Annotated in this window: 11 protein-coding genes; 7 read left to right on the top strand and 4 right to left on the bottom strand. The window is 71.9% G+C overall.

Annotated features, from left to right (window positions below; genetic code table 11):
• Window positions 1-3 precede the first annotated feature (3 nt).
• Entirely contained in the window at window positions 4-684 is a 681-nt protein-coding gene (locus tag ACFYX0_RS17945; protein ID WP_388971246.1) for a hypothetical protein, read from the top strand.
• A 60-nt stretch (window positions 685-744) separates the two neighbouring features.
• Window positions 745-1,818 carry a hypothetical protein gene (locus ACFYX0_RS17940; RefSeq protein ID WP_388971245.1) on the top strand — a complete coding sequence of 358 codons (1,074 nt, stop codon included), beginning with the start codon at window positions 745-747 and terminating at the stop codon, window positions 1,816-1,818.
• A gap of 43 nt (window positions 1,819-1,861) precedes the next feature.
• Here the strand turns inward: ACFYX0_RS17940 and ACFYX0_RS17935 are convergent, their stop codons facing one another.
• The 3 genes from ACFYX0_RS17935 to ACFYX0_RS17925 all read right to left on the bottom strand — a co-directional run bounded on the left by ACFYX0_RS17935 (window position 1,862) and on the right by ACFYX0_RS17925 (window position 4,292).
• Window positions 1,862-2,344 carry a methylated-DNA--[protein]-cysteine S-methyltransferase gene (locus tag ACFYX0_RS17935; RefSeq protein ID WP_355923889.1) on the bottom strand — a complete coding sequence of 161 codons (483 nt, stop codon included), beginning with the start codon at window positions 2,342-2,344 and terminating at the stop codon, window positions 1,862-1,864.
• Between the two features lie 9 nt (window positions 2,345-2,353).
• A complete protein-coding gene (locus ACFYX0_RS17930; RefSeq protein ID WP_388971439.1) occupies window positions 2,354-3,820 on the bottom strand; it encodes an AlkA N-terminal domain-containing protein in 1,467 nt (488 codons plus the stop codon).
• 127 nt (window positions 3,821-3,947) lie between these two features.
• A complete protein-coding gene (locus ACFYX0_RS17925) occupies window positions 3,948-4,292 on the bottom strand; it encodes an ArsR/SmtB family transcription factor (RefSeq protein WP_388971243.1) in 345 nt (114 codons plus the stop codon).
• A gap of 146 nt (window positions 4,293-4,438) precedes the next feature.
• Between ACFYX0_RS17925 and ACFYX0_RS17920 the strand changes: the two genes are divergently transcribed.
• Together ACFYX0_RS17920 and ACFYX0_RS17915 are read left to right on the top strand one after the other, a co-directional pair.
• Window positions 4,439-5,416: a zinc-binding alcohol dehydrogenase family protein gene (locus ACFYX0_RS17920; RefSeq protein ID WP_388971241.1), complete on the top strand. Its 978-nt coding sequence runs from the start codon at window positions 4,439-4,441 to the stop codon at window positions 5,414-5,416.
• Between the two features lie 306 nt (window positions 5,417-5,722).
• Window positions 5,723-6,511 carry a YoaK family protein gene (locus tag ACFYX0_RS17915; RefSeq protein ID WP_388971239.1) on the top strand — a complete coding sequence of 263 codons (789 nt, stop codon included), beginning with the start codon at window positions 5,723-5,725 and terminating at the stop codon, window positions 6,509-6,511.
• 72 nt (window positions 6,512-6,583) lie between these two features.
• Here ACFYX0_RS17915 and ACFYX0_RS17910 read toward each other — a convergent pair whose 3' ends face one another.
• Complete coding sequence (locus ACFYX0_RS17910) at window positions 6,584-7,981, bottom strand: class II fumarate hydratase (RefSeq protein ID WP_388971237.1); 1,398 nt, start codon at window positions 7,979-7,981, stop codon at window positions 6,584-6,586.
• Between the two features lie 301 nt (window positions 7,982-8,282).
• Between ACFYX0_RS17910 and ACFYX0_RS17905 the strand changes: the two genes are divergently transcribed.
• The 3 genes from ACFYX0_RS17905 (at window position 8,283) to ACFYX0_RS17895 (ending at window position 12,752) form a co-directional block, all read left to right on the top strand.
• On the top strand, window positions 8,283-9,986 hold the full coding sequence (locus ACFYX0_RS17905; RefSeq protein ID WP_388971235.1) for an NAD-dependent malic enzyme: 1,704 nt from the start codon (window positions 8,283-8,285) through the stop codon (window positions 9,984-9,986).
• A gap of 73 nt (window positions 9,987-10,059) precedes the next feature.
• Window positions 10,060-11,787 (top strand): FUSC family protein, encoded by a 1,728-nt coding sequence (locus ACFYX0_RS17900; RefSeq protein WP_388971232.1) that lies wholly within the window; start codon window positions 10,060-10,062, stop codon window positions 11,785-11,787.
• A gap of 35 nt (window positions 11,788-11,822) precedes the next feature.
• Window positions 11,823-12,752 (top strand): LysR family transcriptional regulator, encoded by a 930-nt coding sequence (locus ACFYX0_RS17895; RefSeq protein WP_388971230.1) that lies wholly within the window; start codon window positions 11,823-11,825, stop codon window positions 12,750-12,752.
• Window positions 12,753-12,988 lie beyond the last annotated feature (236 nt).

Raw genomic sequence — 12,988 nt, 5'->3', positions numbered from 1 at the left:
CAGGTGGTCCAGACCGTTGCCGAGCTCGCCCTGATCGGCATCCCGCTGCTGTGCTGGGCCGCCCTCCACCGGACTCGCGCCGTCGGGATCGTGGTGGGCGTGGTGCTGCTGGCCGTGGCCGCGCTGTTCGGCGCGGAGCTCGCCGGCCTGCTTCCGCAGCGCCCGCGGGCCGAGGCGGTGGTCGGCTACGCGCCGGTGACCGTTGCGGTGATATCGGTCGGCGTGCTCGTCGAACGCCGGCTGCGCGGGCGCCGGCAGCGCAGCGAGCGGGCCCGTTCCGCCACCGTGGCGCTCAGTTGGTATGCGGGGGTGGTGATGCTGCTGTTCACCCCCTACTACGTGTTCTTCGGGCTGCGCGAATCCCTGATGCCGTCCACCGACCTGGTGCTTCCCCTGCCGCCCGGTTACACGGCCACCGTCCCCGGCAACGGCGCCGACCCCTGCGGCAGCGAGGTCTGCTCCCGTCAGCTGACCGTCACCGGGCCGCCCGGGCAGCCGGTCGCGGCGACCAGGACCGCGCTGCGGGACTGGCTGACCAGCCACCACGGCTGGCACCTGGACGCCGCCGGGTCCGGCATCCAGCGGGTCGGCTGGCTGCTCGACCGCCGTACGGCCGGCGTCGACCTGGTGGTGAGCGGGCAGCACGTCTCGGTGGTCCTGGAGGGCGGCGACGGCTGGCACTGAGCCGACGCCGGGTGCCGGGCGCCGGGCGCCGGCAAGGGACCCAGGGATACGAGGGACGGAATGGATACGGCAGACATGGCCGCCGAGGACGAGGAGACGCGGGAGACCGCCCCGGCACCCCGGCGACGCACATGGCTCGTCCGGACGAGACGCACGGCCCTCGCCCTGGTCCTCGCCGTGTTGCTGCCGCTCCTTGCCGCCGAGACCGCGCTGCGCGTGAACTACCTGGGCGACCTGGCGGACGGCACGCACACCAGGAACCGGGACGCGATCTGGCTGGGCCACGCCTGGATCGACGGCCGCAAGAGCGACGCCGACGTCGACGCCCTCGCACGGCGGCTGGGTGGCACCGGCATCCGTGACCTGTACGTCCATTCGGGCCCCCTGGAGCACGACGGCACGCTCCCCGCCTCGGACTACCCGAAGGCGCGGTGGCTGATCGACGCCGTGCACCGGCGGATGCCCGGCGTGCGCGTCCAGGCGTGGCTCGGCGACCGGCTGGCCACCGAGTCCCCGGACGGCCTCCGCCTCGACCGCGCCGGCACCCGGGCCGCCGTCGTCCGCTCCACCCGTGAGATCCTCGCCGTCGGCTTCGAGGGCGCCCACTTCGACCTGGAGCCCCTCCACTCCGGCGACCGCGACTACCTGAGCCTCTTGGACGACCTGCGTCGCGAAACCCGCGCCCGGCACGCTCTGCTCTCGGTCGCCGCGGCGCAGATCGACCCGCTGCCCGCCTTCCACTCCTTCTGGGGAACGACCACCGGACACCCCAAGTGGTGGTCCCAGGCGTACTTCGGGCAGGTGGCCCGCCGCGTCGACCAGATCGCCGTCATGTCGTACGACACCATGCAGCCGTCGGAGAGCCTGTACGGCGGCTATGTCGCCCAGCAGACCAGCCTCGCACTGGAGGTCACCCCGCCCTCCACCGACCTCCTGATGGGCCTGCCCTTCTACCACGAGAACCGGTTCGGCCACTGGGCGCGTGCCGAGACGGTCCCCGCCGCCGTCCGGGGCGTACGCCTCGGCCTGTCCCGCACGGACGCCGGCCGCGCGGGCTTCGGCGTGGCGCTGTACGTGGACTTCGCGGCGACGGAGGGCGACTGGACCGCCTACAAGGAGGCCTGGGTGCGGTGACCCACTCGCGGCCGCACCCTGACCTCAGATGCCTGATGTGGCACTAGAAGAGAGACGTACCGCTCTCGAAGTCCAGCAGGCGCTTCTTGCGGTCCAGGCCGCCGCCGTAGCCGGTCAGGCTGCCGTTGGCGCCGACGACGCGATGGCAAGGCACGATGATGCCGATGGGGTTCTTGCCGTTGGCGAGCCCCACCGCGCGTGAGGCGCCCGGACTGCCGAGGGCGTCGGCCAGTTCACCGTACGAGCGGGTCTCGCCGTAGGGGATCTCCTTCAGTTGCTGCCAGACGCTGCGCTGGAACGAGGTGCCGGCCATGCGCAGTTCGAGTGTGAACTCCTTCAACTCGCCCGCGAAGTAGGCCGCCAGCTGCTCGGCTGCCGCGCCGAAGGGCGCCGCGTCCCGGTCTCCGAAGGTCTCCTCGGGTGGGCGGTGGCGTTGGCCGACCATGTACAGGCCGCACAGGACACCGTCGTCGGCGACGAGGGTGAGCGGGCCGTAGGGGCTGTCGATGAGGGTGTGCTGCTTCATGGAAGTTCCTTACACCGGGAGGAAGTTGATCGGATGGCTGTCGGTCGCCCACAGGTACTGGACCGCGTACGCGCGCCACGGCCGCCAGGCCGCCGCGCGGGCCGTGAGCGCCGCCGGAGTGGACGGCAGGCCCAGCTCCTGTGCGGCACGCCGGATGCCGAGATCGGTGGGCAGGAAGGCGTCGGGGTCGCCGAGGGCCCGCATCGCGATCACATCGACCGTCCAGGGACCGAAGCCGGGCAGCGAGAGCAGCCGGGCCCGGCTCTCCTCCCAGTCGCTCTCGATTCCCAGGTGAAGGGTGCCGTCGGCGAGTTGGCGGACGAGCGTGGTGAACGTGGTGCGGCGGGTGCGCGGCATCGCGAGCGACTCGGGATCCAGCGCGGCCAGCGCCTCGGGCGCCGGGAAGAGATGAGTGAGGCCGCCCTCGGGGTCCTCGACCGGCTCGCCGTGCGCGGTGACCAGGCGGCCGGCGTGGGTGCGGGCGGCGGCCGTGGAGACCTGCTGGCCCAGTACGGCCCGTACGGCGAACTCGGCCTCGTCGACGGTGCGCGGCACCCGGCGGCCGGGCGCCTTGTCGACCAGCGGCGCTAGCAGTGGATCCGTACGCAGCAGGTCGTCGATCGCGACCGGGTCGGCGTCCAGGTCGAGCATCCGGCGGCAGCGGCTGATGGCGACGGGCAGGTCGCGCATGTCACTGAGGGTGAGGCGGCACGCGATGTGGTCGGGGCGCGGGGTCAGCGCCGCGATTCCGTGCCCGTACGGCAGCCGGAGCGTGCGGCGGTAGGCACCGTCGCGCCACTCCTCCACGCCGGGCACGGCGGTCGCGGCGAGGTGGCCGAAGAGGTTGTCGGGGTTGAGCGGGGCCCGGAACGGCAGGCGCAGACTCAGGACACCGGGAGCGATCACCGTGTTCCTGGGGAGACGGCCGCGCAGGTCGCTCGGGGAGACCGCGAACACCTCGCGGACGGTGTCGTTGAAGGTGCGGATCGAGGAGAAGCCGGCCGCGAACGCGATCTCCGCCATCGGCAGGGGGGTCGTCTCGATGAGCAGCCGGGCGGTCTGGGCACGCTGCGCCCGGGCGAGCGCCAGGGGGCCCGCGCCCAGCTCGGCGAGGAGCTGGCGCTCGATCTGGCGGGTGCTGTAGCCGAGGCGGCGGGCGAGTCCGGGGACGCCCTCGCGGTCGACGACACCGTCGCCGATCAGCCGCATGGCGCGGGCGACCAGGTCGGCGCGCTCGTTCCAGGCGGGCGAGCCGGGGCTGGTGTCGGGGCGGCAGCGCTTGCACGCCCGGAATCCGGCCTGCTGGCAGGCGGCCGCGCTCGGGTAGAACGTCATGTTCTCCGGCTTCGGCGGCACGACCGGGCAGCTGGGACGGCAGTAGATCCGAGTGGTCAGGACAGCGGTGAAGAACCAGCCGTCGAAGCGCGCGTCCTTGGACTGGACGGCGCGCACGCAGCGCTCCTTGTCGGTGTGCATTCCGTTCCGCATGTCTCCAGCATCCGCCATCGACGGGCACAGGGCTGGCGAGATTCCGACATGAGGGTGGGCCGACCTGCCACTCCCCCGTTCGCCCGGCATGCGACGCACCAAGCCGGACGGTGGATCAGTCCACGCCGTCGGCCCGCAGCAGAAGATGAAGCAGTCCCGGGAAGCGTGCGTCGAACTCCTCGCGGCGCAGCCGGTTGACCCTTCTGGGACCCTCGTCGCGCTGTTCGACCAGGCCGGCGCCGCGCAGGACCGAGAAGTGGTGGCTGAGCGCGGCCTTGCCGACGGGCACGTCGAAGCTGCCGCAGCTGCGCGTCCAGTCGGCCGAGCCCGCCAGCTCGCGGATCAGCTGGAGCCGCACAGGGTCGGCGACCGCGGACAGCGCGGTGAGGACGGCGACGTCCTCGGGGTCCGTGTGCACCGGCGCCGCACGGTGACTGACGCCCGCAGCCTGCTTCGCCATGCCCCTCTCCTTCGTCCTGCGCATTCTCGGCGTGACACCCGGGGCGCGTCCGAGCGTCCTGCCTTCTTGTCGAGTGTTCGATGAATATCTTACCGTTCCAGTGTTCGCTTCCTATTGAACACTTCGCAGAAGGGCGGGTTGCGCTCATGCGCGCAGTCGAGTTCCAGGAGTACGGCGGTCCCGAGGTGCTGAAGGTCGTACAGGCCGACACCCCCGAGCCGGGGGCGGACCAGGTGACCATCGACACCGCCTATGTCGGCGTGAACTTCGCGGACCTCAAGGCACGCTCCGAGGGGTACCGGGTGGGGTCGCTGCCCTTCCGCCCCGGTCTGGAGGTCTCCGGACGGATCCGGGCCGTCGGCCACGGGGTCGAGGGCCTGCGACCGGGGCAGGAGGTCGTCGCGCTCGTCAACGGCGGCGCGTACGCGGAGGTCGTGGTCACCGAGGCCGCCACCGTCTTCCCGCTCCCCGAGGGCCTGGATCTGCGGACCGCGGCCGTGCTGCCCACCGTGCTGCCGACGGCGCACGCCCTGCTCCACGAGGTCGGACGACTGCGCACCGGGGAGAGCGTGCTGGTGCACGGCGCGGCCGGAGGCGTCGGCACCGTGGCCGGACAGCTGGCACGGGCGGCGGGTGCCGGTGCGGTGTACGGGGTGGTCTCCTCGCTGGGCAAGGCCGAGCACGCCCTCAAGCACGGTTACGACGAGGTGTTCACCGCCGACTCCTTCTCCGAGGACGTCCGTCGTGCCACCGGGGGCAGGGGCGTCGACCTGGTGCTCGACCCGGTGGGCGGCGACACCCTGCGCCGCGGTCTCGACGCGCTGGCCGTCTTCGGGCGCCTGGTGTCCTTCGGCAACGCGAGCACGGCGGAGCCCTGGCGCGTCGGGCAACCGGAGCTCTACCCACAGGGCCGTTCCGTCGCGGGCTTCTCCATCCTGGCGCTGGCGCAGTCGGCGCCCGAGGCGCTGCGGTCGCTCGCCGAGCGCAGCTTCCGCAAGGTCACCGACGGCACCGTGAACCTGCCGGTGACGGCCGAGTTCGCGCTGTCGGACGCGGCCGAGGCCCACCGGCTGATGGGCGGGCGTACGTCGACGGGCAAGCTGCTGCTGCGGACGGCCGACTGAGCGGACACCGTTCGCCCATCCTGAGCGGACATTGTTCAGGCAGCGGCCCACCCCGTAGACCCGCTCGACCGTGAAGCGGCAGAAACCGGCCTGCGGCGTCGGTCACATCCCGGGCTCCGGCTCGCCCGCGCAGCGCCCCGTCGGCGCAGGTCGGCCGAGCCCATGCAGAGGTGTCATGGGTTTTCTCATCAGCAGGCATTGGACACATGGATGTGCAGGTCCGCACCGTGGATGTGTCGCTACGACTGATGTGTCGCCGCGACGCCGGACAACACAGTCGCTTCTCATGGAGAGGGAGATCGGGTCATGCAGCCCCACGACGCCGGGGCATCGGCACGCAAGACAGACGCGGGTGAGCCCGAGCAGCGGCTCACCGATGGCCACGTGGGTACCCTGGTGCGGGAGAGGCCGCGCGAGCATCAGGGCGCCATGGCGCACACCCTGCACCTGGGCGCTCTGCTCGCGCTGACGGGTGGCGCGCTGGATGCCTACGGCTTCATCAGATACGGGGTCTTCACCAACGCGCAGACCGGCAACTTCGTTCTGCTGACCATCTCCGCCGCCCGAGGCCGGTGGCAGCACGCGCTGCGCTACGCTCCGCCCATCCTGGCCTTCGTCGGGGGCGTGCTGACGGTGGAGGCACTGAAGCGCCCCCGCCTCGCCGCACTGTTCAGGCACCCCCAGCGTGCCGCTCTGCTGCTTGAGGTCGTGATGCTCGCCGGCGTCGGGCTGCTGCCCGGCGGCACGCCGGATCTGCTGGTCACCGCCCTGATCGTGTTCACCAGTTCGGTGCAGTTCAGCGCGTTCCGCACCCTCGTGGACACCGCGGCGAGCACGACCATGACCACGGCGAACGTGCGCACCGCCGCGCAGAACGTCTACCTGGCGCTCGTCGATCACGACCGCGAGGCCGCCCGCCGCGCCCGCCACTTCCTCGTCGTCATCGGGGTCTTTCTGACCGGTGCACTCGCGGGCGCCTGGCTGACGGCACTCCTCGGCACCCGTGCCATCTGGATCGCCGCCGCACTGGTCGCCGTGTGCCTGCTGCGGAACCTCCGGGACGAACGGCAGGGGCGGGCCGGTTCAACCGCCTGAGGCGCCCCCGGCCGTGCTGCCCGCTTCGGCGGCCCCGGTCACCGTGAACTGCGGGCTCCGGGGCCGCGTTCCTCACGGTCGGGTCATCCGCAGCACGTCCAGAGCCTGGTCGAGCTGCTCCTCGGTCAGTTCACCGCGCTCCAGGTAGCCGCGCTCGACGACCACCTGGCGGATGGTCCTGCGCTCGGCCAGCGCCTGCTTGGCCACCTTGGCAGCCTCCTCATAGCCGATGTGGCGGTTGAGCGGGGTGACGACGGAGGGTGAGGACTCGGCGTACTCGCGCAGCCGTTCGATGTTGGCGGTGATGCCGTCGACGGTGCGGTCGGCGAGGACCACGGCGACGTTGGACAGGAGCCGGACGGACTCCAGTACGTTGCGGGCGATGACCGGCAGCATCACGTTGAGCTCGAAGTTGCCGGCCGCTCCGGCCCACGCCACGGTCGCGTCGTTGCCGACGACCTGCGCGGCGACCATCAGCGTGGCTTCCGGCAGGACCGGGTTGACCTTGCCCGGCATGATGGACGAACCGGGTTGCAGATCCGGCAGATTGATCTCGGCCAGACCCGTGCGCGGGCCGGAACCCATCCAGCGCAGATCGTTGGAGATCTTGGTGAAGCTCACGGCGATCGTGCGCAACTGCCCGCTGAGCTCGACCAGTCCGTCGCGGGCGCCCTGGGCCTCGAAGTGGTCGCGCGCCTCCGTCAGGGGCAGCCCGGTGGCCCGTGCCACCTCCTCGATCACGGCGGCGGAGAAGCCGGCCGGCGTGTTGATGCCGGTGCCCACGGCCGTGCCGCCCAGCGGCAGTTCCGCCACCCGCGGCAGGACCGCCTCCAGGCGCTCGACGCCGTAGCGGACCTGTGCCGCGTAGCCGCCGAACTCCTGCCCCAGGGTGACCGGTGTGGCGTCCATCAGATGCGTACGGCCGGACTTGACCGTCAGCGCGAACTCCTCCGCCTTGCCCTGGAGCGCCGCTGCGAGCCGGTCCAGCGCAGGGATCAGCTCGCGCACCACCGCCGAGGTCGCGGCGATGTGGATGGAGGACGGGAAGACGTCGTTGGACGACTGGCTGGCGTTGACGTGGTCGTTGGGATGCACCGGCCGGCCCAGGCGCTCGGTGGCGAGGGTCGCGATGACCTCGTTGGTGTTCATGTTCGACGACGTGCCGGAGCCCGTCTGGAAGACGTCGACCGGGAAGTGCTCGTCGAAGCGGCCCGCCGCGACCTCCTCGGCGGCCCCGGCGATCGCCTCGGCCATGTCCCTGTCCAGGACGCCGAGTTCGGCGTTCACCTTCGCGGCTGCCGCCTTGATCCGGGCGAGTGCCTCGATGTGCGCCCGCTCCAGCCGCTGGCCGGATATGGGGAAGTTCTCCACCGCCCGCTGGGTCTGGGCCCGCCACTTCGCGTGCGCCGGAACGCGCACCTCTCCCATCGAGTCGTGCTCGACCCGGAATTCACTGATATCAGCTGCCATTGTCCACACCTCACATCTTTGTCCTGGTGATGTCCGGAGCCTTACAGACGGAAAAAGCATGTGTCCAATGGCCGATTCGCCAGTGATATATGCACGTAGGTAATGAGAGGGCGGGCCGTGTGCGGCGCGCGTCACATTCACCGTCCGACCGGTTTCCCTGCGTGTCTCCATGCCCGCAGATCAGGCCGGTTCTATGCTCTCCATTCATGGGTTGTTTGAACTTCAGGCATTGGACGCATATATCTGCGCGAACGAGACTTGCGGTCATCCCGATTCCACGGACACCGACAGGAAGCCGATCATGACCAAGCAGCCGAAGGCACCGGACGACGTCATCGAGACGACCGCCCGTGGACGTGCGGTGCTGACCAATCCGCGGCTGAACCGCGGCACCGCCTTCACCCAGGAGGAACGCCGTGAGCTGGACCTGGTGGGCCTGGTGCCGTCGCAGGTCCTCACCCTCGACCAGCAGGCGGCGCGGGCGTATCAGCAATACGCGGCGCAGCCGACCGACCTGGCCAAGAACGTCTACCTGACGGCGCTGCACGACCGCAACGAGGTCCTCTTCCACCGGCTGATCCGCGATCACCTCGCCGAGATGCTGCCGATCGTCTACACCCCGACCGTCGGCACCGCGATCGAACGCTACAGCTACGAGTACCGCCGCCCCGGCGGCGTGTACCTGTCGGTGGACGCCCCCGAGGACATCGGGCGCTCCCTGCGGGCCACCGGTCTGGGCCCGGACGACGTGGACCTGATCGTGGCCACCGACGGCGAGGCGATCCTCGGCATCGGTGACTGGGGCGTGGGCGGCATCGACATCGCGGTCGGCAAGCTCTCCGTCTATACGGCCGCCGCGGGCATCGACCCGCGCCGCACGCTCGCGGTGATGCTGGACGTCGGGACCAACCGCACGGAGCTGCTGGACGACCCGCTCTACCTCGGCACCCGGCACGAGCGCGTCGACCGGGCGACGTACGACTCCTTCATCGACGCGTACGTGACCTCGGCCGGCACGCTGTTCCCGAAGGCGATGCTGCACTGGGAGGACTTCGGTCCGGCCAACGCCCGCCGCATCCTGGACCGTTACCGCGAGAAGACGTTCACCTTCAACGACGACATCCAGGGCACCGGTGCCGTCAACCTGGCCGCCGTCCTCTCCGGTGTCGAGGCCAGCCGCGTACCGCTGCGGGACCACCGCATCGTCGTCTTCGGAGCCGGCACGGCGGGCGTCGGTGTCGCCGACCAGCTCCGCGACGCCCTCATCGCCGGGGGTCTCTCACCGCAGCAGGCGACCGCCCGGATCTGGGCCGTCGACCGCCACGGTCTGCTCACCCAGGGCCAGCGAGGCATGCGCGACTTCCAGTTGCGCTACGCCCGCCGCGCAGGCGAGGTGGCGGGCTGGCGGCGCGACGACCAGATCGACGGCATTCCGCTGGCCGAGGTCGTCGAGCGCGTGCGCCCGACCGTCCTCATCGGCACCTCCGGCCAGGGCGGGGCCTTCACCGAGGAGATCGTCCGTACGATGGCCGCGCACGCCCGCCGGCCGATCATCCTGCCCATGTCCAACCCGACCCGGCTGGCCGAGGCCGTCCCCGCCGACCTCCTCGCCTGGACGGACGGCCGCGCGCTGATCGCCACCGGCAGCCCCTTCGCCCCGGTCGAGTACGAGGGCGTGACCTACCGGATCGGACAGGCCAACAACGCGCTCGTCTTCCCCGGGCTGGGCCTGGGCGCCCTCGTCGTCGGCGCGGACCGCGTCACCGACCGTATGCTGGTCGCGTCCGCCCATGCCGTCGCCCGGCAGACCGACACGACCGCCCCGGGCGCGCCGATCCTCCCGCCCATCAACCGGCTGCGCGAGACCTCCGCCGCGGTGGCGGTCGCCGTGGCCCGGGCCGCCGCCGACGACGGCGTCGCCCGCGAAACCGTCGACGACACGATCGAGCAGCGCGTCCGCACCGCCATGTGGCAGCCGGTCTACCCGCACATCAAGGCCGTCTGACGGGGCCTCCTCCCCCGTGGCAGTGCCGTATGCCGGACTCTGGGTCACCGTCCCCCGAAAGAACGCAAGCTTCATGACTCGTGCCGTACGCGCCCGCCCGCACCGCCCGCTCCCGCTGTCCTGGCTGCGCCGCGCGGGCCTCGTCCCGCTGACGGCGCTGCCCCGCGCGGCAGCGGCGCGAGGCGCCGTCGCGCTCGCCCTGCCGCTCTTCGTCGGCGTGGGGACAGGATGGACCGTCCTCTCCGTGATCGCTGCCGTCGGCGCCCTGTGGGGCGTGGGCCAGGACGGCGCCGACCCCTACTGGTCGCGCGTGCGGCGGCTGGCATGGATGGGCCTGGCCGCCGCACTGGGTCTGATCGCCGGGGAGCTCGCGCTGCGCAGCGGGCAGTCGACGGTGGTCACCGTCTGTCTCGTCGTGGCCGCCTTCGCCGCCGGTCTGATCGGCCTGCGCGGACGGGTCGCGTCCGTCGCCGGTATGCACCTGCTGCTCGGCGCCGTGATCGGCAGCGGCATTCCGGTGCCGGGGCCCTGGTGGCACGCACCCCTCGCGCTGCTGACCGGCGTCGCCCTGGTCCTCGTCCTGTCCACGGCTCCGTGGCTGTGGCGGCGGTACCGTATCGAACGGGCCGCCGTGCTGGCCGTGTACGGGGCGGCCGCCGAGGCGCTGGCGGCGGCCGGTACGCCTGCCGCCGAGGGTGCCCGTCGGCGGCTGACCGACGCGCTCGACCACGCCCATGACGTGATGGCCCGTCATCTCGGGCCCGGCCCCCGGCGACCTGGTCAGGCAGAGCTCGTTCAGCTCGTTCGGGCGTCGCACCTCGCGGTCCGGCTGGGCGAGGCGGTGACGACCCTGTTGTGGCAGGCACGCCCGCTCGCGCCGACCGTGACGAACGTGCCGCTGCTGATGGCACGACGTCTGCTGCCGGAACGCGGGGACACGGCCGCCGGAGCGGCAGCGCCGGACTTCGAGCCCGACTCGCCGGGGCTGCGCGCGCTGGCCACCGTGTACGCGGCGGCCGGGCACGACCGGGTCGACGAGCCGGCCCCGCGGTTGCCGGCCCGTGCGCGGACAGGCCGGCCGGCGCATCTGCGGTACGCCCTGCTGCTGGCGCTCTGCGTGCTCGTCACGCAGCTCTGCGCCCTGGCACTGGACAGCCCCCGCGGTTACTGGCTGCCGATGACGGTGGCGTTCATCTACAAGCCGGACTTCGGCCCGGTGCTCGGCCGGGCGCTGCACCGCTGCGTCGGCACGGTGACCGGTGTGGCCGCGATCGGTGCGGTGTCCTTGCTGACGGACAGCACATACGCGTTCATCGGCGTGGTGGCGGCGTTCGGGGCACTCATGGCTGTCGGCGTGCGCCACCACTACGCCGTCGCCACCACGGCCCTGACCGCGGTCGTCTTCGTCCTTCTCGATCTGCTCGGCGACCACCGCGCGCTGTACGGGCCCCGGATCGTCGACACCGCGCTGGCCGCCGCCGTCGTACTCGTCGCGCACTTCGCCGCATGGCCCGAGCCCGCGGCCGACCGCGCCGACGAGCAGACCGAAGCCGCCCTGGCCGCCGCCCGCCGCTACCGGGACCTCGCGCCGTACGTCGGCCCGGCGGAGCGGCAGGGCCTGCGCCGGGCCGCCTACCGGGAGCTGGCCGAGGCCCGCCGGGCCGCCGCCCACGCCCGCCGCGAGCCGTCCCGCCCCGGGCACCCGCTGCCCGACTGGGAGCAGGCCGTCACCACGGCCGAGCAGCTCTGCGACGCCGTCACCGCGCGGTCTCTCGCGGGCAGTCATGCCCAGGGCACCTGAATGAACAACAACCGATGCAGTGAGAGAATGAGAGCATGGACCTCCAGGTACTGCGATCCTTCCGGGCCGTGGCCGAGGGCACCACGGTGACCGACGCGGCGGCGGAGGCCCACATCACCCAGCCCGCCCTGTCGCGGGCGCTCAACCGGCTCGAGGACGAGGTCGGTGCGGAACTCCTCCAGCGTGTCGGACGCGTCCTGCAACTCACCCCGGCGGGCAGGGTGTTCAAGGAGTACGTCGACGCCGTGCTGGACAGTTACGACCGGGGCCGGCGGGCCGTGGCCGAGGTCGTCGACCCGGACGCGGGCCTGGTGTCGATGGCCTTCCTGCACACCCTGGGAACATGGCTCGTGCCCAGGCTGGTCACCGGTTTCCGTCAGACGTTCCCGGGCGTCCGGTTCGAGCTGAGCCAGGACGTCGAGATCGGACTGGCCCAGCACCTTCTCGACGCCACCGCGGACCTCATCATCACCAGCAAGGACCCCGGCCACCCCTTGATCGCCTGGCGGCGGCTGATGGTCGAGCCCCTGTGGCTCGCCGTCCCCGCCGGCCACCGCCTCGCGGAGCGCCGCCGGGTGCGCCTCGCCGAGGTGGCGGACGAGCCGTTCATCGTCCTCAAGCCCGGTCACGGGCTGCGCGGCGTCACCGAGACGCTGTGCCGCCAGGCGGGCTTCACCCCGCTCGTCGGCTTCGAGGGCGAGGAGGTGGAGACCCTGCGCGGCCTCGTGACGGCGGGGCTCGGGGTCTCCCTCGTCCCGGCGTCGCCCGACACCGCCACCGCCCTCCCACAGCCCAGCGCGGACCTCCCGATCCGCTATCTGAAAGTCACCGATGTGCAGGCCGTTCGCGACATCGGCGTCGCCTGGCTGGGCTCCCGCACCCTGCCGCCGGCCCCGCAGCGGTTCATCGACCATGCGATGAGCGTGACGGCCCGGATGTACGAGACATCCGCGGGACGGACCTGACGTACGCGACGGCAACCGGCTGAAGGGGAGGGCTGACGGACGCAGCCGCCTACGCCTCGTACGCCCGGCCGTCGAAGCGGAAGAACCGCACCTCCTCGGCCGCCGTCCGCGCGGCCCACGTCGGCGGCCGCATCAAGGTTTGATGGTGTCCCGCTGGTTGGTGCAGCCGATCACTGTGAGGGCGTGCGCCGGGACGTGTGCTCACGCGGGTTGCGCTCCCTGCCTGTGGAGCGGGC

Origin of the sequence: Streptomyces sp. NPDC002573 (assembly GCF_042889625.1) — a bacterium.
GTDB classification, from domain to species: domain Bacteria; phylum Actinomycetota; class Actinomycetes; order Streptomycetales; family Streptomycetaceae; genus Streptomyces; species Streptomyces gibsoniae.
This window is presented reverse-complemented; position numbering and strand designations above follow the sequence as displayed.

Coding starts and splice junctions, on each gene's coding strand:
- ACFYX0_RS17905 (WP_388971235.1), top strand. CDS start 8,283: ATGACCAAGCAGCCGAAGGCACCGGACGACGTCATCGAGACGACCGCC.
- ACFYX0_RS17915 (WP_388971239.1), top strand. CDS start 5,723: ATGCAGCCCCACGACGCCGGGGCATCGGCACGCAAGACAGACGCGGGT.
- ACFYX0_RS17910 (WP_388971237.1), bottom strand. CDS start 7,981: ATGGCAGCTGATATCAGTGAATTCCGGGTCGAGCACGACTCGATGGGA.
- ACFYX0_RS17900 (WP_388971232.1), top strand. CDS start 10,060: ATGACTCGTGCCGTACGCGCCCGCCCGCACCGCCCGCTCCCGCTGTCC.
- ACFYX0_RS17925 (WP_388971243.1), bottom strand. CDS start 4,292: ATGGCGAAGCAGGCTGCGGGCGTCAGTCACCGTGCGGCGCCGGTGCAC.
- ACFYX0_RS17935 (WP_355923889.1), bottom strand. CDS start 2,344: ATGAAGCAGCACACCCTCATCGACAGCCCCTACGGCCCGCTCACCCTC.
- ACFYX0_RS17930 (WP_388971439.1), bottom strand. CDS start 3,820: ATGCACACCGACAAGGAGCGCTGCGTGCGCGCCGTCCAGTCCAAGGAC.
- ACFYX0_RS17940 (WP_388971245.1), top strand. CDS start 745: ATGGATACGGCAGACATGGCCGCCGAGGACGAGGAGACGCGGGAGACC.
- ACFYX0_RS17895 (WP_388971230.1), top strand. CDS start 11,823: ATGGACCTCCAGGTACTGCGATCCTTCCGGGCCGTGGCCGAGGGCACC.
- ACFYX0_RS17920 (WP_388971241.1), top strand. CDS start 4,439: ATGCGCGCAGTCGAGTTCCAGGAGTACGGCGGTCCCGAGGTGCTGAAG.